Annotated in this window: 12 protein-coding genes and 1 pseudogene; 3 read left to right on the forward strand and 10 right to left on the reverse strand. The window is 69.7% G+C overall.

The genetic code is table 11. The annotated features are described in order from the left end of the window. Positions 1 to 3: 3 nt before the first annotated feature. Both QRX50_RS28660 and QRX50_RS28665 read right to left on the reverse strand, forming a co-directional pair. Positions 4 to 480, reverse strand: a complete 477-nt coding sequence (locus QRX50_RS28660; RefSeq protein ID WP_285966250.1) for a cupin domain-containing protein — start codon at positions 478 to 480, stop codon at positions 4 to 6. Between the two features lie 76 nt (positions 481 to 556). Then, positions 557 to 3,280 (reverse strand): BTAD domain-containing putative transcriptional regulator, encoded by a 2,724-nt coding sequence (locus tag QRX50_RS28665; protein WP_285966251.1) that lies wholly within the window; start codon positions 3,278 to 3,280, stop codon positions 557 to 559. Between the two features lie 304 nt (positions 3,281 to 3,584). Between QRX50_RS28665 and QRX50_RS28670 the strand changes: the two genes are divergently transcribed. The 3 genes from QRX50_RS28670 (at position 3,585) to car (ending at position 8,245) form a co-directional block, all read left to right on the forward strand. Next, the gene (locus QRX50_RS28670) at positions 3,585 to 3,875 is read left to right on the forward strand and encodes a hypothetical protein (protein ID WP_285966252.1); all 291 of its coding nucleotides are present in this window, start codon (positions 3,585 to 3,587) and stop codon (positions 3,873 to 3,875) included. Further along, positions 3,872 to 4,558, forward strand: coding sequence for a TetR/AcrR family transcriptional regulator (locus QRX50_RS28675; protein WP_285966253.1), 687 nt, complete (start codon positions 3,872 to 3,874; stop codon positions 4,556 to 4,558). The genes QRX50_RS28670 and QRX50_RS28675 overlap by 4 nt, the downstream gene beginning before the upstream one ends. 180 nt (positions 4,559 to 4,738) lie before the next feature. Continuing rightward, positions 4,739 to 8,245, forward strand: a complete 3,507-nt coding sequence (gene car, locus QRX50_RS28680; protein ID WP_285966254.1) for a carboxylic acid reductase — start codon at positions 4,739 to 4,741, stop codon at positions 8,243 to 8,245. A gap of 152 nt (positions 8,246 to 8,397) precedes the next feature. On the opposite strand, the gene QRX50_RS28685 is transcribed toward car, so the two are convergent. The 8 genes and pseudogenes from QRX50_RS28685 to QRX50_RS28720 all read right to left on the reverse strand — a co-directional run bounded on the left by QRX50_RS28685 (position 8,398) and on the right by QRX50_RS28720 (position 19,821). Then, a complete protein-coding gene (locus tag QRX50_RS28685; RefSeq protein WP_285966255.1) occupies positions 8,398 to 13,314 on the reverse strand; it encodes an AAA family ATPase in 4,917 nt (1,638 codons plus the stop codon). Positions 13,315 to 13,734: 420 nt separating this feature from the next. Continuing rightward, complete coding sequence (locus QRX50_RS28690; protein ID WP_285966256.1) at positions 13,735 to 13,968, reverse strand: SHOCT domain-containing protein; 234 nt, start codon at positions 13,966 to 13,968, stop codon at positions 13,735 to 13,737. 86 nt (positions 13,969 to 14,054) lie between these two features. Beyond that, positions 14,055 to 14,750: pseudogene (locus tag QRX50_RS49770) on the reverse strand (P-loop nucleotide/nucleoside kinase family protein); the annotation flags it as partial. Between the two features lie 31 nt (positions 14,751 to 14,781). Then, entirely contained in the window at positions 14,782 to 15,162 is a 381-nt protein-coding gene (locus QRX50_RS28700) for a hypothetical protein (protein ID WP_285966257.1), read from the reverse strand. A 3-nt stretch (positions 15,163 to 15,165) separates the two neighbouring features. Then, positions 15,166 to 16,860: a SulP family inorganic anion transporter gene (locus QRX50_RS28705; protein WP_285966258.1), complete on the reverse strand. Its 1,695-nt coding sequence runs from the start codon at positions 16,858 to 16,860 to the stop codon at positions 15,166 to 15,168. Between the two features lie 459 nt (positions 16,861 to 17,319). Further along, entirely contained in the window at positions 17,320 to 18,534 is a 1,215-nt protein-coding gene (locus tag QRX50_RS28710; protein ID WP_285974591.1) for an APC family permease, read from the reverse strand. A gap of 133 nt (positions 18,535 to 18,667) precedes the next feature. Further along, entirely contained in the window at positions 18,668 to 19,048 is a 381-nt protein-coding gene (locus tag QRX50_RS28715) for a VOC family protein (RefSeq protein WP_285966259.1), read from the reverse strand. Beyond that, a complete protein-coding gene (locus tag QRX50_RS28720; RefSeq protein WP_285966260.1) occupies positions 19,045 to 19,821 on the reverse strand; it encodes an arsenate reductase/protein-tyrosine-phosphatase family protein in 777 nt (258 codons plus the stop codon). Before QRX50_RS28720 ends, QRX50_RS28715 begins: the two co-directional genes overlap by 4 nt. Positions 19,822 to 20,149 lie beyond the last annotated feature (328 nt).

Below are 20,149 nucleotides of genomic sequence, written 5' to 3' on the forward strand. Positions count from 1 at the left end.
GGTTCAGGCGCCCTCCACCGAACCGGGCGGCAGGAAGTCGACGTCGTGCAGCGCCGACACCCGGACGACCTCGGCCGGGTCCTCGAGGTCGTGCAGCTTGTCGAACAGTTCGGCGAGCCGCCCGGCCGGGCTCACCCAGAACAGCCCGCGGGTGATGCCTTCGCTGCGGTTGTAGTACGCGTGGGGCAGGCCCTTGGGCATCCGGACCGTGTCGCCGGGGCCTGCGGTTTCCCACGCGCCGTCGAGGTAGAGGGTGAACACGCCTTCCAAAATGTAGATGTGCTCGTCCTGCGTCGGGTGCACGTGCGGCGGGACGCCGGTTCCGGGCGGGTCGAGGGTCTCGAACGCGAAGCTCGATTCGCTGGCCGCCTTCATCGAGTAGGTGTGCCCGAGCACGTTCCACACCTTGCCGCGCATGCTCTCCTGGGCGAGCGTGATCCCCTTCGGTAGGGGACCGAGCACGATTTCCTCGCCGGTCATGACACCTCCTGGCCCATGGTTCGTCAGCTACGCACTCTGCGCCACCCGCGTCCCGATGTACAACCGCCGGAGGGATCTACCGGTCGTGCTCGGCCTTCGCCAGCCGCTCCTGCACGCGGGCGTGGCGGAACTGGTAGACGCCGCCGGCTTGCCGCAGGACACCGCGGCGGTGGGCGTCGTCGAGGAAGTGCATGAGCCGCCAGGGAAGCCGGCCGGTCGCGGCGAGCCAGAGGTGGTGGACGAAGTGGTTCCCCCAGGCGCGCGTCACCAGCACCGCCAGGCCGATGCCCCCGCCGAAACACACGCCGACCACGAACGGCAGCACCGGGTCCATCGCCGGAGGGAACACCTGGCCACCGGCGATCGCGCCGGCGAGGCCGTAACACACAGCGGCGACGCCACGGGCCATGAAGAACCCGAACAACGCTCCCGCCAGCCCGCCGGCGATCGCGAGCGCCAGGTCGAACCGGCCGCCCAGCACCGGCAGAAACCGCGTCTGAGCGGTGAACGCGAACGCGATCCCGTCGAACAGCCCCCCGGACACCAGGAAGGAGACCGACAGCGCGATCGCACCAGTCCGTTCGTTGCGCAGGATCGTCGTCGGGCTCGACACGCGGCTGGCGTCGACGGGTTTCGCGAGCCACACGTGCACCGCGAACACCACGCCGAACACGAGCGCCAGGAAGACGACCAGCCCGGGGGGCAGCGACCAGCCCAGCCCGAGCAGGACGCCCACCACGGCGCCGACCGCGAACCGGCCGGCGAACTTGCCCGCGGCGCCGGCGAAACGCAGTTCGGTGCGCAGGGGCTCCGGCGGACGCCCGAAGCGGTGGGTCAGGTAACCGGCGCCGCCGAACGAGAGGGCGTAGATCGTGGCCAGCGCCGGCCCGTCGGACAACCAGCCGGTGGCGAGGAAGAACAGCGCGATCAGCACACCGACCAGTCCGGCCCGGGTCCCGGCGGGAACCGTCCGGTGGAGCTGCCACCAGGCCAGGTCGCGGCTGCGTGCCCGCTCGAGGTGCCGGGCCAGAAAACCCAGCCAGCGGTTCGCCTGTGCTGCCGTGTACCGCCCGGACGGGCTGGTCTTCGGGTTCCGCCCCGGCGGCTGTGGCACCTGCGCGTAGGCGTGGGGGAGGAACGAATCGAGCAACTGAGCTTCCAGCGCCGCCGCGTCTTCCGCGGCGAGCAACTCCGCGGGATCCTCGCCGGGGCGGCCGTAGACGATTCGCGCGAGGTCGACCATCAACGGCGTCCGCAGCACGCGCCCCAACGGTCCGTCGGGGTCCCGGCGCAGCCGCTCGGCCACGGGACGCCAGCGGTCGGACCCGGCGCGTTCCCTCGCGGAGAGGTAGGTGATCGCCTCCTGGCGGCTGACGGGTTCGAGCCGCACCACGGTGGCCGAGCTCATCACCGTGCCGGATTCACGCGTCACTTGCTCGTACTCGGCGGAGCGGCAGGTCAGGACCAGCGAGCGGCCCACGGCCATGGTCTGGTCCAGCGCGTCGAGCGCCGCGACGCGCAAGTCGGCCGGCATCTCGTCGAGTCCGTCGAGGACGGGGACCACGTGGCCGCCGAGGACGAGCCGGGTGGGCGCGTCGGGCCCGTACTCGCGGGCGTTGAGCAGGGCCGGGTGGTTGTCGGCGAGCCGCGCCGCCAGCCACCGATCGAGGTGTTCGCGCCGCGGGTCCCACGAAGCCAGCGACAGCAGGACCGGTACCGGGGCGCCCGGGGTCCGGGTGCGCAGCAGCTCCAGCGTCAGCACCAGGGCGAGTACCGACTTTCCGGAGCCGGGATCGCCGAGCACGACCAGCTGCCGCACGGGCAGCTCCGAGTAGGTCTCCGCGATGTCGTCGAGGTCGCCCCGCAGAGCCGGCTTCCCCGGTCGCGCGCCGGCCGACCACCGCAGGGTGATCGGCTGCGGCCGGTGCAGTGAACGCAGCTCGGCTTCGGCCCGCCACTGCCACGTGACGGCTTCGGCCAGCTCCGTGACCGCACGGCCGAAGTGGTGATCCGGCGGGGATTCCGGCTCGGGCTCGAGGACGGGGGCGACGGCAACTGCGGCGGTGGGCGTGGCGTCGGCCAGGATCTGCTCGTGGAGCCGGCGCAGGTCCGGGTTCGGGTCTACGCCGAGCTCGTCGGCCAGCCGCCGGCGCAGGCCGTGGAACAGCTTCGAGGCCTCGGCGTAGCGGCCTTCCTCCGCGAGCGCGCGCATCAGTAACAGGTGGGACGATTCGCGCAACGGGTGTTCACCGCAGAACGCGGTCAGCTCGCGGACCACCTCGCCCGTTTCGCCGAGCCGCAGCTGCCATTCCGCGCAGAGCTCGACGGCGTCGGCGCGCAGTTCGTCGAGCAGCGCGGCCCGGCCGGCCAGCGTGGTCGTCCGCAGCCCGTCGAGCGCCGGGCCGCGCCAGAGGGCGAGCGCGCCGCGGATCTCCTCGACGGCGTCGACGAGCTTCACCTGCCCGGCGAGCCCCCGCGCCGTCGCGACGTGGCGGCGGAACCGGAGCGAGTCGAGGTCGTCGGCGTCGGTCCGCAGGCGGTACCCGGGCCCGTCGGTGACGATCACCCCGCCGATCTCACCGAGCCGGGCTCGCAGCGCGGAAACACAGTTGCGCACCTGCTTCACCGCCGTCGTCGGTGGCTCGTCCTCCCACAGCGCTTCGATCATGCGCTCCACCGGCACGACCGAGTTGGGACTGAGCAGAAGGGCGGCGAGCGCCCGCTGCTGACGCGGGCTCACCAGGACGACCCGGTCCCCGTACGCCCGCACTTCCAGCGTCCCGAGAATCCGGAACCTCATGCACATACCCCCTCGGTCTCAAGGCTAGCGCCCGGCGCCCGATCCGAAACGCGCAGGTCGGAGCCGCAGATGTCGAAGCGAGGACGAAACGAGGACGGCGTCGGCGACTCTGGGGACACGGCGAACGAGGGGGAACGCCGGGGGAGACCCGGTGGCGGGCGCGTCGTTTTGGGGGTCGCGCCCACCACCGGGACCGTCGGACGGTCACCGGCCGAAGGTGTTCTTCGACGGGGCGGGTCGCTCTTCGAACGGGTCTCGGCCCTACGCCTCGGCCGAGACGGAACGATGTCGGTCGTTCTCCTCCATGTTCTCGACCGTCCTCAATCGCGCCAAGCGTGCGCAGATGATCCTGGCGAACCCGGGTAGCGGCGTCCGCGTGACCGGTGGTGCGTTCGACACCGAGCGGTTGGCGGCGTCGCCGGCTCAGGCGCCGCGGGCTGCGATGCGGCTTTACGAGATGGGGCTCGGGGTTCGTTCACCGCTGAAGGAGATTGGTGGGGAGCTCTACAAGGGTGCCGTCCAGAGGGACCACGCCTGTCGGCTGTCGCTCGTTGGCGCTGTGGGTTCAATGTGGGGTGGTGGGGTGTCAACATGAGTCGGCTCGCTCTCGTGGAGCGGGTGTCCGTCGCGCTTCTATACTTCGTGGTCACTGAAGGGGGAGTGGCGATGGCGGATGTGCCCGGTCGACGGCCGTCGATGGGGCGGCCACGCACGCCCGGCGTGGAAGAGGCGGTGCTCAAGGCGACGATCCGACGGCTGGTCGAGGACGGCTACACCGGCATGTCCCTGGCCAAGATCGCCGCCGACGCCGGCACGACCCGGCCGACGTTGTACCTGCGCTGGCCGACAAAACAGGCACTGGTGGTCGCCGCTGTCCGCTCCACGTTCAAGCGGTCTCTCGAACCGACGCCGGAGGGCTGGAACGACTTGCCGCCGAAGGAACGGCTGTTGCGGCTGTTGCGCAGGATCGAGCCGGCCGAGGACCGCGAGAACCGGCAGCTGTACACCGCGCTGCTCGCAGAAAGCAACCGCGTGCCGGAACTGCTGCAGCTCCTCGAAGAACACGTCGTCCAGCCCCGCGCCAGGGCCATCGCCGAACTGCTCGAGGCGATGAAAGAGCGCGGTGAAATCCGGCCGGACGTGAACACCGAACACGTGGCGATGATGATCTACGGGGTCCGGTTCGTGGACAGCCTGTACCGGGTGCGGATGTCGACGGACCGCGACCGGGAGAGCGTGGAGCTGTTGTGGCCCTCTCTCACTCACGGACTGGGGTAGCCAGATCCCGTCCTGACCAGCGCCTTCAGGCCAGTCAATCCCACTGACGGCTACGGTCCGTGAGGCCATCATCACACGCTACGCGCGCGCCAATTAGATTACTTGTCAGTACAGTAAAGATTGTGTGACGGCGAGGTTCGACCTCTCGTGTGGATCTTGACAAAGAAGGCGGTGGTAGGAGTGAAAACGTCGACCGGCGAGGAGGACCAGGCGCAGCGGCGGAAGGCCCGGCTGCGTGAAACAGACCCCGAGTTCATGGCCGCGATACCGGATCGGTCGGTGCAGGCGGCGATGGCCGAACCCGGACTGCCGCTCGCGCGGATCGTCGAACTTGCGATGCGCGCGTATGCCGAGCGACCGGCGGTGCGTGAGCGCCGGTCGGTGCTGGTCACGGACCCGGTTTCGGGCCGCCGGTCGCGTCGTCTGTTGCCTGAGTTCGCGACTCGCAGCTACGGCGAACTGTGGGCACGGGCCAAGGCGATCGCATCGGAATGGTCGGCGCGTGGCCTGCGCGCAAGGGACTTCGTCGCCACGATCGGGTTCACGAGCGCGGACTACGCGACCTTGGACCTCGCCGGCCTCTGCCTGGGCGTGGTTTCCGTGCCGCTCCAGCCCACCGCTTCCGTGGCCCACCTACGGGCGATCGTCGAGGAAACCGAGCCCCGGTTGCTGGCCACGAGCCCTGCCTATCTGGGTAAAGCGGTCGAGGTGGCGTTGTCGGTGGAGTCGGTGCGGGCGATCCTGGTGTTCGATCACCACTCGGAAGTCGACGACGAGCGGGAGGAACTCGAGTCCGCCGAGGCGGAACTCGACCGTGCCGGCCGCTCGATCGAGACGCTCGAGGCAGTCGTCGAGCGCGGACGCACGCTGCGTGGCGCTCCGCTGCACGTGCCGGATCCCGGTCAAGATCCGCTGAGCCTGGTGGTCTACACGTCCGGCAGCACCGGTACGCCGAAAGGTGCGATGTACCCGGAAAGCCTGGTACGACGGTGGTGGGCCGGTGCCCTGGGCGGTGCCGACGACGAACCGGCGATCACGGTCAATTTCATGCCGATGAGCCACATGTTCGGCCGGGCGACGATCGTCGACACCTTCGGGCGCGGCGGAATCAACTACTTCACGGCGAAAAGTGACCTGTCCACCCTGTTCGAGGACATGGGGATGGCGCGGCCCACTGCGTTGATGATGGTTCCGCGCGTTCTCGACATGCTTTTCCAGGAGTACCAGGCCGAGCGTGACCGGCGTCGTGATGAGTTCGCCGACGCGGCCGAACTCGACGTCGTCGTCAAGGCGGACATCCGTCGGCACTTCCTCGGCGACCGGCTGCTGCACGCCATGGTGGGAAGTGCCCCGACCTCGGCCGAGGCGAAGGCGTTCGCCGAATCCGTGCTCGGCGTCACGCTGCACGAAGCATACGGCGCCACCGAATTCGGCCTGGTGCTGATGGACGGCCGGATCCAGCGGCCCCCGGTGACCGAGTACAAGCTGGCCGACGTTCCCGAACTCGGCTACCGCCGCACCGACCGCCCCTACCCGCGGGGCGAGCTTCTGGTCAAGACCGACCCGATCTTCCCCGGCTACTATCGGCGGCCCGACGTCACCGCCTCCGTGTTCGACGACGACGGGTTCTACCACACTGGCGACATCATGGCCGAGACCGGCGCTGATCAGCTGGTGTACGTGGACCGTCGCAACAACGTGCAGAAACTGTCGCAAGGCGAATTCGTCACGCTGTCCACAGTGGAGTCCGTGTTCGCGGCAAACCCCGCCATCCACCAGATCTACGTCTACGGCAGCAGCCGGCGACCGTACCTGCTCGCGGTGATCGTGCCGACGCGCAAAGCCCAGCGGGAAGCAGGCGGATCCGACGCCCTCAAGGCCATGCTCACCGAAGCGTTGCAGGCGACGACCAAGGAGACCGGTCTGGAACCGTACGAGGTTCCCCGCGATTTCCTCATCGAGACCGAACCGTTCAGCATCGAGAACGGGTTGCTGTCCGACATCAGGAAACAGCTGCGACCGCGCCTGCGAGAACGCTACGGTGACCAGTTGGAGCAGCTGTACGAAGACATCGAACGCGGCCAGAACGACGAACTGCGCGCACTGCGCGCGGGCGGTGCCGATCAACCCGTGTACGAAACGGTCACCCGTGCGGTGCAGGCGCTGCTCGGCTGCGACAGCACGGACCTCAGTCCTGAAACGCACTTCACCGACCTCGGCGGGGATTCCCTGTCCGCGCTGACGTTCTCCAACCTCCTGCGGGACGTCTTCGGCATCGAGGTGCCGGTCGGCGTCGTCATCAGCCCCGCCAACGACCTGCAGGCGATCGCCCAGCACATCGAAACCCAGCGTGACTCCACCGGGCAGCTTCCGAGCTTCGATTCCGTGCATGGGCGGGGGGCTGCCGAGGTACGGGCGAGCGACCTCAAACTCGACGAGTTCCTGGACGCGGAAACCTTGGCCGCGGCGAAACGACTGGCCCAGCCGGGCGGAGAACCGACGTGTGTGCTGCTGACCGGCGCCACCGGGTTCCTCGGCCGGTTCATGTGCCTCGACTGGCTCGAACGCCTTGCCGAGCGGGGCGGGAAGCTGATCTGTCTCGTGCGTGCCACAGACGATGCCGCGGCACGTGACCGTCTCGACAAGGCATTCGACAACGGCGACACCGAACTCCTCCGCCACTACCGCGCACTCGCCGAAAACCACCTCGAAGTGATCGCCGGCGACCTGGGAAGTCCCGAACTCGGGATCGCGAGGCAGACATGGTCACGCCTCGCCGAAGAGGTCGACGCGATCATGCACGTCGGTGCGCTGGTCAACCACGTGCTCCCGTACGAGCAATTGTTCGGCCCGAACGTCGTCGGCACGGCCGAGCTGATCCGGCTGGCGGTCACCGCGAAACTGAAGCCGTTCACCTACCTGTCGACCATCGGCATCGCGGACCAGATCGATCCCGGCACCTTGGCCGAGACCCGCGACATCCGGCGGCTCAGCCCCGTCCGGCACCGCGGCGACGGCTACGCAAGCGGCTATTCGACCAGCAAATGGGCCGGCGAAGTACTACTGCGAGAAGCGCACGAGACATGCGGGTTGCCTGTGGCCGTGTTCCGATCCGACATGATTCTCACGCACAGCCGCTACGTAGGCCAGGTCAACGTGCCAGACCTGTTCACGCGGTTGCTCCTGAGCGTGATCACCACGGGGATCGCGCCGAAAACCTTCTACCGCAGCGAGCACGGCCGGCCGCCGACGGCACACTACGACGGGCTTCCCGTCGACTTCACCGCCGAAGCCGTCAACACCATCGGCACCCGAAACACGCAGGGTTACCACACGTACCACGTGCTCAATCCCCACGACGACGGCATTTCGCTCGACACCTTCGTGGACTGGCTGACCGAAACAGGTCACCGCATCGATCGGCTCCAGGACTACTCGGAGTGGTTTCGTCAGTTCGGCGACGCGCTGCGGAAACTGCCGGAACCCCAGCGACGCAACACGCTGCTGCCCCTCCTGCACTCGTACGAACGGCCGACGGAACCCGTGCGAGGCGGGATCGCTCCGGCCGAGGAGTTCCGGAAGGCTGTACGCGACGCCAAGATCGCGTCACGGGGCGACATCCCGCACGTCACCAAGGAGCTGATCCAGAAGTACGCGGATGATTTGCGCGCTCTTGCGCTGGTGTGAAGCGAAGTCGGCGTGACTCCACCTCCGCGCCCGCGGAGTACCCCACAGTGAGACGCCTGGCGTCCGGTCTTGCCTGGCTAGCGAAACGCCGCACCGCTCGGCCTCGCGGTACTTGGCGGATCCATGTGTGGCGGGCCGGTCGGTCGGGGTGATCACTGGTGCGGTCCCGAGAGGGGAAGCTCCAGGTGCAGGCTGGTGCCAGCGCCGGGTGGGCTTTGGAGGTGGAGTCGGCCGCCGATGGCTTCGGCGCGGTCTTTGAGGCCGAGTAGCCCGGTGCCTTGGGTGAAGTGGGCGCCGCCGACACCGTCGTCGCGGACTGCGATGTGCAGGACGCCGTTGGGGTGGTCGGGGTTGATGGTGACGGTGACTGAGGTTGCGTGTGCGTGTTTGGCGGTGTTGGTCAGGGCTTCGGCGATGATGAAGTAGGCGCTGACCTCGATGGGTTCGGGTAGGGGTGGCAGCGGGTGCAGGTCGAGTTCGACCGGGATCGGCGAGCGCCGGGCCAGCGCGCGTACGGCCGGCGCGAGTCCGCCGATGGCCAGCATGCCGGGGTGGAGGCCGTGGGCGATTTCGCGTAGCTCGTCGAGCACGCCGGTGGTTTCTGTGGCGAGGGTGTCGAGTTCGGTGGTGAGGTGGCAGATTTCCGGTGGCATTTCGGCTTGGATCGCGCGCAGCCGCAGGGCGAGGGCGACCAGGCGTTGCTGGGCACCGTCGTGCAGGTCGCGTTCGATGCGTCGGCGTGCTTGGTCAGCGGCGGTGACGATGCGGGCTCGTGAGGCGGTGAGCTGGGTGTACAAGTGGGCGTTGTCGAGGGAGACGGCGAGTTGGCCGGCGATGAGTTTGACGGCGTCGAGCCGGTTGGTGGTGAACGCGCCGCGGATCAGGCGGTTTTCCAGCAGCAGCGCGGCTCGTAGGGTGCCACGGCTGAGGATGGGTACGGCGAGTAGCGAGCAGCCTTGGAGGTCGGTGAAGCACGGGTCGTGGGCGAAGCGTTCGTCGTGGGTGACGTCGTCGACCACGAGCGGTGCCTCGGTCCGGCGGAGGTAGCGCAGCACCGACCTCGGCGCCGTGAATTCCTGCTCGGTGACCGTCCTCGTGGGTTCGGGTAGCAGCCAGTCCTGCTGCTCGTCGCTCCACAGCAGCAGGCGGACGCCGGTGGCCCCGGTCATCGTGCTGAGCACCTCGACGACGCGCGCGTGCAGGCGCTCGATGCTGGTCTCGGAACTCAGTGCTTGGGACGCGGAGAGAATGCCGAGCAGGTCGAGGGTGCCCGTGGTGATGGTGCCGGGTTGATTCAGCAGCTCACCGGGCTGGTCCACGGCGAACCCGAGGCTCGCCTCGAAGTGTCGTCGCAGGGTGGGGTAGGCCCAGTCGAGTTGGGTGACCTTGGCGCTCGCGCCCCAGGCGGCGTAGTGCCGGCGGGCCTGGGCGAGCAGTTCGCGGCCGGCGTGGTCCAGGCCGCGGGCCAGGTGGAAGCGCGCGGCGCGCTCGGTGATCAACGCCCGGTGCCAGGGCCGGGCGCGGCGGGAGACCTCGCTGCGGGCCGTGTCGAATGCCAGCTCTGCGGCGTGCACATCACCCGCTGCCCAGGCCCGCTCGGCCTCCAGCCACCGCACCAGGTGCAGGAAGTTGTCCGGGGCGTCCGAGGCCCGGGCGGCCAGCCAGCTCGTCACCTCGTCCAGTTCGGACAGCAGCGCGGCGCGTTCGTCGCCGTCGGCCGAGCGGGCCCGCTCGGCGAGAGCCAGCCCGTGCAGCGCGCGGACCACGGCGGTGGGGTAGAAGCCGGCGGCAACCGGGAGCAGCCGCATTCCCGCCGCACTCTCTCGGGCCAACCCGGCCAGATCCCCCGAGACGGCGGCGGCGATCGCGCGGGCGAGATACGCGTGGAGAAGCGCGAGTGGGTTGTCGGTGAACCGGTCGAGGGTGATCGGGTCGGCAGGACTGTCGCCGCGGAGCACGTCGGCCAGCCACCGGTATGTCTCGAGCACCTGTCCGGTCTGCTCGTTGCCGGTCCGGTGCACGAAGTTCAGTCCACTGTCGACCTCGTTGACGAGGCTTTCCAGTGAGGGGGCGCAGTCCGCCAGGGACCGCACTGTCAACAGGTAGGTGTAGCCGGCGTTCGCCAGGTCGCCCCCGGCGATCAGCCCCTCCCGGGCCCACTGAGCCTCGTGGACTCCGTTCTCGATCGGCTCCAGCCAGCAACTGAAGAGGGCGGACCTGTGGCGCGCCCGCGACATGCCGGGCTCGGCGCCGCGAGCCTCGGCCCACGCCAGTAGACGCCGTGACGCCCGGTATCCGCCGACGTAGTCGCCGCGCTGCGACACGGCGCAGTAGGCGGCGGCGCCGGCGGGCCCGAGCAAGGTGGGGCCGGGGCCGTGCTCGATCCAGATCCGCAAGCCTTCCAGCCCGAGCCACGCGACCCAGGTGAAATCGGCGGCGAAGTAGGCCGCCAGGAACGCCGCATCGAGCACGTCGGTCGCAGCCAGGAGCACGGAGTCGGTGAGGTCCGGCCGGGCCAGGTCGTCGGCGGGGTCGCTGTGATCCAGCCAGTGGTGCAGGAGGGCGAACCTCCGGTCGAGTTCGGCGGGGAGCCGCTCCGCCGACGGGACGTCGAGCCCGCACTCTCGCAGCGACTGCAGGCTCAGGCTGATCGCCTCCCCGAACCGGGCCTGATAGCTGAGGCTGCGCACGTGAATCGCGGTCGCGCCCGGGCGGTCCGGTGTGCTCGGGCAGAGCTGCTCGATCTCCCGGTACTCCTCGTCGACCTCCACCAGGCGGCCCAGGCTGAACAGCGCCCCCAGCCGGGTCGTGCGCAGCTCGAGCGCCACGGCGGTCTCCGCGGGGTCGACCACCCGCAACGCGGCCAGCAGGAGCGCGTTCACCAGCGCGTGATTGCCGATCAGCGTGGCCTGGCCGGCCGCGCGCTGGAGCAGGTCGGTCACCTCTCGCCGCTCCACGAGGTCCTCGACCGCGTCGAGCACCGGCAGGTACTGCTCGGCGGCGACCGCGAACAGGTCAGGCGCTCCGGCCAGCCGTCGTGCCATGGCCAGTTGCAACGCGCTTCGCCGCTGGGGGCTGAGCCCACGCAGGATGGCCTCGCGGATGCGGTCGTGGTGGAACCGCACGGCACCTCGCTCCAGCACGAGGAGACCCTCGTCGGTCGGCGGGATCAGGTGCTGTGCCACCACGTCCGCCGGCTCGCCGGCGGCGGTCTGCAGCACCTCCGTCTCGACCCGCCCACCCACGCAGGCCATCGCCTCTACCAGCTGCCGCGACGGCGGCGGCAGGGCTTGGATCCGCAACGTCAGCAGGTCGCCGCCCTCCGCCGGGCCCAGGTGGGCGCGCACCGCCGCGGGGTCCCACTGCCATCCCGCGGAGGTCGCGGTGAGGACGCCGTGGCGAGCCAGTGCGGTGAGCAGCTGCACGGTTTCGTAGGGGTTGCCGGACGTGCGTGGCGCGATCACCTCGACCAGGCCCGCCGCCGCCGCTGCGTCGGCGTGCAGCATGTCACCGACCAGGGTGATCAGGCCTGGGGTGGGCAGGTTCTCCAGCCGCAGGTACGGCACGCCGGCCCGGTCGCGTGATCGCGACAGCGTCGGTGGCTGTGCCGAGTCCCCGTCGTCCCGGTGCACGCCCACCAGCAACAGACCGGGTATCGCGTCGTCGTCGAGTAGGAGGTCGACGAATCCGAGCGGGCCGCGGCCGGCCCAGTGCAGGTCGTCGAGGAACAGCACCACCGGTCGTTCCGGCGAGGCGACCGCGCGCAGGATCTGAACGCTGTTGTGCTGTGCCCGCGATTGCGCGGTGAGCGGGTCGCCGGGATCGGGCGGCACGTCGAGCAGGGCGGCGAACTCCGGCACCACCGCGGTAGCGAGGCCCGCGTTCGGGCCGACCGCGTCGGTGATCCGTTGCCGGAGTTGGGTCAGCTCGCTCTCCGGCTGGGCCAGCAGCAGCTGGCCCAGCGAGCGGAACGCCTGGAAAACCCCGTCGAATTCCAGGTCGCGCCGGTATTGGTCGAACTTGCCGGCCAGGAACCAGCCGCCCCGGCTGGTGACCGTCGGCCGTAGCTCGTTGACCAGGGCCGTTTTGCCGACTCCGGCCGCGCCGCTGATCAGTACGCCTGGGCAACGGCCCGCCAGCGCATCCTCGAACGCCGCCTGCAACGCGGCCACCTCGGTGTCGCGCCCCACCAGCCGTGCCGGGGCGACGGGCCAGCGCGGGAAGTCGTGGTGCCCGATCCGCATCGGTTCCTTGTCGCGCCCGGCCTGGGCATCGCGTAACCGTTCCAGGTCGTGGATGACTCCCTCCGCGGTCTGGTAGCGGTTGTCCGGCTCCTTTTCCAGCAGGTGCAGGATGATCGCGGACAGCGGGGCCGGCAGGGCCGGGTTCACCTCGACCGGGGGTGCCGGCACCCGGGCCAGGTGGTCGTGGACCAGGCGCAGCGGGTCCCCGGAGCCGAACGGCGGCGCGCCCGTCGCCAGCTCGTAGAGCGTGGCGCCCACGGCGTAGAGGTCGCTGCGTTGATCCACCGGACGGCCGGTCCGCCTGGTTTGCTCGGGCGCGAGGTAGGCCAGTGTCCCGACGATGGCGCTGCGGCCGGGGGAGGGGGGAGCGGGGTCGGTGAGGGAGGAGGCCAGCGCGAAGTCGAGCAAGCACGCGGTGCCGTCCGGGGAGAGCACGATGTTCGCGGGGTTGATGTCGCGGTGCAAAATCCCGCGCCGGTGCATCGCCGCCACGGCTCGGGCCACCCCGAGCCCGACTCCGAGCAGGACGTCGACGGGAAGTGGCTCCGCCCGTCCGGCCAGGCTTCGGCCGCCGGCGTCCGCCAGCACGATCGACCCCGCATAGCGTGGCGAGTCCAGCAGCTGCGCGACATTCGAAACCCCGCGCAGCCGTTCCAGCATCGCGCGCTCGTGCCGCAGCCGCTTGGACGCGTCCGGGCCCAGCGGCTGCTTGCACACCACGGTCCGCTTCCCGAGGGACACCCGGCAGACGCGCGTGCGCGCGGTCTCGCTCAGTACGGCAACCTGCGCGGACGAACGCCGCCCCGGCAGCCCACCAGTGTCCATCCGACACCTCCACGACCCACCGCGACTCCTGCCTACACCTGTTCCGGCCCGATTTCGACCCCTCACACGAAGGTGAACCGACTTCTCATTCGTCGCTCGTTCCGAGTTCACCGATCCCGCCAAGTCCCGGATACCGGACGGAACCAAACTTCAGTAACACCTCACCCAGCGTGGAACTCCAAGGGCTTCCGGACTCAAGCGCGTCTTGACGGTCCGTAAAGGAAGGCGGTTCCGTGAGCCCCGACGAGGACGCGCACGCTGCGGACCTTGTGCCGGAAGCACGGCACCCGGCGCAGCTGCGCGGTCACCGCGGCGACGAACTCCTCCCACGACGGCGCCGGCCCAGCGACGATCGCGAATGAGACGATCGTGAGGGCCCGGAACGGCAGCTCACGGTGGCCTTCGTCGATCCCGGCCGGCTCAGCGCTTGAGCGCGGCGCGACGCCGCTCGTATTCGTCCTGGTCGATTTCGCCCCGAGCGAAGCGCTCGCGCAGGATGTCCACGGCGCTGTCGTCGTCCGCCTTGTGCTGGGTACCGCGCCCGACGAGCCGTGCCGTGATCACTCCGGTGGCCGCCAGCAGGACGAGCAGCACGATCACCACGAGTAGGGGGCCGAGCCAGCCTCCTCCGGTGCCGTAGTGCCAGTAAGGCATGTTGTCCTCCGTCTCGGTCGGTCAGCGCCATGGGTAGCCGGCGCCGTCCGGCAGGTCGGCGACATCGAGCGGGGTCAGCACGTCGTCGAGGTCGCGGCCAGCAGCACGGCACTCGTCGCCTCGCCGGCACGCAGCCGTGACATGCGGTCGTCGGATGCGGTGGCCAGGACGGGCAGGAGCGTCTCGTCGTCCTCGCCGCTGGCCGGCGCCTCGGCGAGGTCGGGATCCGCGAAGTGGCGCGACGGGAGTGCGCCCGGGGTGTCGTCGGGGGGTGGTGTGCTGCGCGAGGGGACACCGTCGGGCGCGGCGCGGCGTCCGCTCCACGCTGCCAGCTCCGTTCGGTAGGCAGGGTCCCTGAGATGCTGCCTTGAGGCGTCCTGGATCGCGACGGCCAGGTTGCGGTGCTTGCGAACCACCGTGGGCGCGACGCAGTGAAGAGCGATGAGGCGGCTGCCGGTGCGGGCCGCTTCCTCGGCGATCTCGGTCCGCTGGTCGGCCGAAGCCCAGGACGCGTCGAGGATGACGGTCTCGCCGAGTTCGAGCAGTTCGCCGCACCGGCGCACGAGCGCGTCGTAGGTCCGCGCGGTCCGTCCCGGTGTGTAGGTCCCCTGGTTGTACGCCGCCGGGACGTGCTGGCCCGGGCTGACCCCCGGGCGATCACGGTTACCCGGGCGAGAAACCCTTGCGTGGCTTCGTTTTTCCGGTCGTCGAGCCGAGGATCGTGTGCGATGCGCGCCGGCGCTGCCGAAGTCAGGAAATGGTGAACGTGGCAACCCGGCCATGATCACTCGCCTCGTGATTCGCGAATCGCGGTCAGGCGGCCGACGCTATTCGGCAGGGGATGTCGGTGTTCTCGTCGGTGTGGTAGCTCGCGCACACCCGGTGATAGCCGTCAGCGATCTCCAAGGTGATACCGAGGCGCAGGTCGCCGCGCACCAGCAGGATCGGCGAGAGATCCTTGTGGTCATGGATTTTGCGCAGATCGGAACTCACGTGCGGGTCGTCGGCCGGTAGCAGTGCCAGGCCCGCGGCGCGCAGGATGTCCTTGGCCTTGAAGAAGGCCGCGTTGCGGGCGTCGCGCAGCTCTTCGATGAGGCGGTCGACGAGGTCGGTGCCTGCGATCAGGGTGAGATAGGAGGCGGCAGCCGGGTAGTCGTGGTGTTGGGGCTCGTCGAGCCAGGTCACGGTGGTCATGTGTCAGGCCTTTCGATTGTCGAACGCGTCCAGAGCGGCGCCCGCGGTGTCGAAGTAGCTGTCGACGCCGATCGTTCGGGTCAGTCCGTACCGGTCCAGTTGCGCGCGGACTTCGGGCAGGACGCCGGAGAGCACGAGGCGGGTGCCGTGCGTGCCCAGGCGTTTGGCGACCGTGGACAGGACGCCGGCCGAGGTGTAGTCGACGTCGCCGACGGCAGCGCAGTCGAGACAGAACCAGGTCACGGTGCGGCCGTCGGCGAGCAGGGTGGTCACGTCGGTGCTCAACCGCATGGCGTTGGCGAAATACAGGCTGCTGCCGAAGCGGTAGACGATCATGCCTTCGGTCGTGCGGCGGCCGGGCGTGACAGCTTCGGGTTGCCAGTGGCCTGCCGGTGATTTGACCAGAACGCCGCTGTGCGGACGGTAGCTGTGCCGCAGGTGATCGACGACGGACACGATGATGGCCAGCACGACGCCCTGTTCGACGCCGGTGAAGACCACGGCGGCCGCGGTCAGCGAAGCCACCACGAATTCCGCGCGTCGAACCTGGAAGATGCGGCGCATCCCGGCGATGTCGATCAGGTCGACGCCGATCAGGAACACCACGGTTGCCAGCGCCGCCAGCGGCAGCGCGCCCAGCGGACCGGTCAGAAAAACGAGCACCACCACGGCGATCACCCCGGCGGCCAGGGGAGCGATCTGGCTGCGGCCGCCCGCGGTGTCCACGATCTGCGTCTTGGTGGGGCTGCCGTTGACGACGAAGGTGCCGGTGAACGCCACGGCCACGTTCGCAGTGCCGAGGCCGACCAGGTCGGCGTCTTCGTCGACGGTTTCCTCGTAGCGGATGGCGTAGGCGCGCGAGGTCGCGGAACTCTGGGCGAGGATCACCACGAACATCGACACCGCGGTGCCGAGCAACGTGGACATATCGTGCAGGTCGAAGGTGGGCAGCGCGAAGTGTGGGATGCCCTGCGGAACCGAGCCCAGCACGGCGACCCCGTGCGCGGACAGGTCGACGAGCTTGCTGACCACGATCGCGCCGATGACGGCGATCAACCCGCCCGGCACTTTCTTCGCCACGAGGCGGACGCCGACGACCACGACGACCACCGCAGCGGACACCAATGCGGTCGCGGTGTCGGTGTGGCCGAGCGCGCGGACGAGGTTGATCAGCTTCGGCACGGTCTGGCTGTCGCCGGCGTGCACGCCGAGCATGTCGGGCAGTTGGCCCGCCGCGACCTGGATGCCGACGCCGGTCAGAAAGCCGACCAGGACCGTGCGCGACAGGAAGTTGGCCAGGAAGCCGAGCCGGATCAGCCGGGCCAGCAGCAGCATCGCGCCGACCAGCAACGCGGCCGTCCCGGCGAGCCGGACGTAGGCGGCAGAGGCGGGGGCGGCCAAGGTGGCCAGACCGGCCGCGAGGATCGCCGCGGTCGCCGAGTCCGCGCCGACCACCAGGTGCCGGGACGCGCCGAACAACGCGAACAGCACAACCGGCGCGAGCATCGTGTACAGGCCGGTGACCGGCGGCATCCCGGCGATCTTGGCGTAACCGAGCACCTCGGGGACGGCCAGCGCGGCCAGGGTGACACCGGCCAGCGCGTCGGAACCCAGGGCACGCCGCCGGATCGGCAGGATCCCGGCGAACAGCGGGACCCGCCGGGCGCGGCTCGGTGCCGGCGCGTCCTCATGGGTCATCTCCGCGATTGTGGCAGTCAGCTCGAATCGACGCAGCTTCTTGCTGCGGGGTAGTCCGGGCCGCTCCTGGAGAGCTCACCTCGCCCGATATGCCGCGCCGACCGGTCAGCGCCACCACGTGAGCCCGGCGATGGTGAACCAGATCCTGGACGCGCTGGAGGAGCGCTGGCTGCGGTCCCGGGTGGCGTTGTATCCGGGGGAGCGGGTGAAGCTGGTGCCGTGGTCGCCGCACCTGCGGTCTCGGCGCGGGCTCAACTCCGGATCTGGGGAGGGTTCTTGGTTCGAGTCCAAGCGGGGTAGGGCGGTTGGGTCCAGGCAGCCGAACGACGCCGGGGAGCGCGCTCCGAGCGGGGCCGCCGGCTTGTGCTGCCCTTCGCAGACTGTGTCGTCCGAGGCAGATCCAATGAATCCCCCGGCGGCTTGCCTGAGGTCCGTGCCTGTCGCCGGCGACTTGAGGAGCTACCCGGCTGACGATGCGGGTCGCTTGCGTACACGCCGCACGGACCAACGGCCGGCAAGCCCCAGGGCGAACATCACCACGCCGGTGATGACGGACGGCGGGGGCAGGGTCGCGACGAGCACAACGCACCCGGCGGCTCCGACGATGTTGAGTGCGCGAGGCCAGCGACGGTGCTCGGCTGGTTGGCTCGCGGCCGAGAGGTTGGCGATCAAGTAGTAGACCAGGACGCCGAACGAGGAGAACCCGATCACGGAGCGCAGGTCGGTGGTGAGCACGAGGACGCTGACGATGACGGCGAGCGCGGTTTCGGCGTGGTGGGGCACCTGGTAGCGGGGATGGACTGCGGCCAGCCAGCGGGGCAGGTCGTGGTTGCGCGCCATCGCGAGACTGGTCCGGCCGATGCCGGCGATCAGCGCCAGTAGCGCGCCGAGGCTGGCCAGCGCTCCACCGATCCGTACGACCGGGGCAAGCCCGGGGGCGCCGGCGTCGGTGACGGCCTCGGTCAGGGGGGCTGCGGCGGCGGCCAGCCGGTCGGGACCGGCGGCGAGTAGCGCGGAACCCCCGATGAGGACGTAGATGACCACGGTGATGCCCAGGGCGATCGGGATGGCCCGGGGAATGGTGCGCCGCGGGTCGCGGACCTCTTCGCTCATGGTGGCGATCCGGGCGTAGCCGGCGAAGGCGAAGAACAGCAACCCGGCGGCTTGCAGTGTCCCGTAGACACCGCCCGTACCCAGTGCCTGCCAGCCGCCGAGGTTGGTGGTGCTGGCGTGCCCGCCGACGGCGATGCCGACGACGATCGCGGCGAGCGCGAGCAGGGTGGCGGTGACGAGGACGCGGGTGAGGGCGGCGGTTCTGGTGATGCCGCGGTAGTTGAGCGCGGCGAGGCCGAGCACGCCCGCGACGGCGACGAGCCGTTGCGCCCACCAGGGACCGGGGACGGCGTAGGTCGCGAAGGTCAGGGCCATTGCGGCGCATGAGGCGGTTTTTCCGGCGACGAATCCCCAGCCGGCGGTGAAGCCCCACCAGTGCCCGAGTTGTTCGCGGCCGTAGATGTAGGTTCCGCCCGAGGTCGGGTAGGTCGCGGCGAGCTGGGCGGAGGCGGTGGCGTTGCAATAGGCGAGGATCGCCGCGATCGCCAGGCCGATCAGCAGCCCCGTCCCGGCGACTTTCGCGGCGGGACCGAAGGCGGCGAACACTCCGGCGCCGATCATCGATCCGAGGCCGATGATCACGGCGTCTCGAGTTCCCAGTCGCCGCGCCAGCTGCGGTGTCGGTGGCGTCACCGTTTGTCCTTTCGTGCCCGGTCACGGTTGGTGCGCCGAATCGGCTTGTGCTCGGCGAATATCACCGGCGTGGCTGGAAAAGTTCGACGAGGTTGCCGGCGGGGTCGATCAGCAGGATCTGCCGTCCGCCGGGCCCGGTGACGATGTCGTTGCGCAAACGGACTCCGGCTTCGCGCAGCCGGGTGACCTCGATGTCCAGGTCGTCGACGACGAGGTGGATCCGGTTCCAGCCCCCGGCCCCGGGGACGGCTCCGTCCGGCATGGCCCGTCCGGCCGAACTTGCCGGCCCGGACAGCAGCAGCCGCAACGGCCCGCGCACGACGTCGGCGAAGGCCGGGACCGCCGACGAGAGCAGCGTGAACCCAAGGTGGGTGGTGTAGAAGTCGACGGCGGCTTGAACGTCGTCGACCAGATAGCGGACGTGTGCGTGCTCGTCGGTCATGATCGTCGTGTCTCCGTCAGGTGGGTGCGGGTCAAGTTCGGCAGCAGGAATCCGATCCGCGTCGACAGTTCGTCGGCCGTGCGGGCGAACGCGGGGTAGCTGGCCTCGGGGGTATCGCCTGCCGCGGAGGGGTCGGGCATGCTCCAGTGCACGAGGTCGGGATGGCCGGGGAACTCAGGGCACACTTCTCGGACCTTGTCGCAGAGGCTGATGACGTAGTCGAAACGTTGCCCGGTGAACTCGTCGATGTGTTTGCTGTGGTGCCCGGAAAGGTCAATGCCCTGTTCGCGCATCACCGCGATCGCGTTGGGGTGCAGCGGTTTCGGGTGGCTGCCCGCGCTCGCGATCTCGACGTGGGGCGCGCGCCGGCGCAGGAGCGCTTCGGCCATTTGTGAGCGGGCACTGTTTCCGGTGCACAGGAACAGCACTCGGCCCCGCATCGATCCCGCGGCGGGCGGCGTGGGCGGGACGAGTGCCAAGGCCGGGTGCAGGCCCTGCCCGGTATCGGCGAGCAGTTCCGCGCATCGGTCGAGGTCGAGGCGGTAGTAGGTGTCGCGGCCATCGGCGGAGCTGCGACGCCCGGTGACCAGGCCGCCAGAGCGCAGCTTGCGCAAGTGGTAGGACACCAGGCTTTGGGGCTGGCCCACCGCGGTGATCAGGTCACCGACCCGGTGGTCGCTGTGGGCCAGCGCCCGCAGCAGATCCCAGCGCAGCTGCTCCCCGGCGAGGTGGAGGAACCTCGGCGCACCCGGAGTCCGGCGAGCAGTGTCCATCCGTGGACAATACATCAATGTGCGTTGATTTACCATGGTAGAGCTGGGGTTATGTGCCATCTGGGTGAGGTCGTCGCGCCGATGGACACCGAATTGGACGGCGCGTACCCGTCGTTGCCGAACGACTCGTCTCGTTCAGCCCCGGGTGCCCCGCCGGATGCGCGGACACGAAGACGCCGGTCCCTTCGACGATGCCGGCAGAGGGGACACGTCCGTGCGGCGTTCCGCTGCGCTTCTCGCACCGCGTGGGCGGGCCGCCGCTGAAGTCGCGCTGTCTCAGATGGCGGTCGGGTTGGTCGTGAGCGGTGGTGTGACATCGAATGCGTGA

The sequence above is a fragment of the Amycolatopsis sp. 2-15 genome (assembly GCF_030285625.1).
Taxonomy (GTDB): domain Bacteria; phylum Actinomycetota; class Actinomycetes; order Mycobacteriales; family Pseudonocardiaceae; genus Amycolatopsis; species Amycolatopsis carbonis.

Coding starts and splice junctions, on each gene's coding strand:
- QRX50_RS28705 (WP_285966258.1), bottom strand. CDS start 16,860: ATGACCCATGAGGACGCGCCGGCACCGAGCCGCGCCCGGCGGGTCCCG.
- QRX50_RS28700 (WP_285966257.1), bottom strand. CDS start 15,162: ATGACCACCGTGACCTGGCTCGACGAGCCCCAACACCACGACTACCCG.
- QRX50_RS28665 (WP_285966251.1), bottom strand. CDS start 3,280: ATGAGGTTCCGGATTCTCGGGACGCTGGAAGTGCGGGCGTACGGGGAC.
- QRX50_RS28685 (WP_285966255.1), bottom strand. CDS start 13,314: ATGGACACTGGTGGGCTGCCGGGGCGGCGTTCGTCCGCGCAGGTTGCC.
- QRX50_RS28690 (WP_285966256.1), bottom strand. CDS start 13,968: ATGCCTTACTGGCACTACGGCACCGGAGGAGGCTGGCTCGGCCCCCTA.
- QRX50_RS28720 (WP_285966260.1), bottom strand. CDS start 19,821: ATGGACACTGCTCGCCGGACTCCGGGTGCGCCGAGGTTCCTCCACCTC.
- QRX50_RS28670 (WP_285966252.1), top strand. CDS start 3,585: ATGTTCTCGACCGTCCTCAATCGCGCCAAGCGTGCGCAGATGATCCTG.
- QRX50_RS28660 (WP_285966250.1), bottom strand. CDS start 480: ATGACCGGCGAGGAAATCGTGCTCGGTCCCCTACCGAAGGGGATCACG.
- QRX50_RS28675 (WP_285966253.1), top strand. CDS start 3,872: ATGAGTCGGCTCGCTCTCGTGGAGCGGGTGTCCGTCGCGCTTCTATAC.
- QRX50_RS28715 (WP_285966259.1), bottom strand. CDS start 19,048: ATGACCGACGAGCACGCACACGTCCGCTATCTGGTCGACGACGTTCAA.
- QRX50_RS28710 (WP_285974591.1), bottom strand. CDS start 18,534: ATGATCGGCGCCGGAGTGTTCGCCGCCTTCGGTCCCGCCGCGAAAGTC.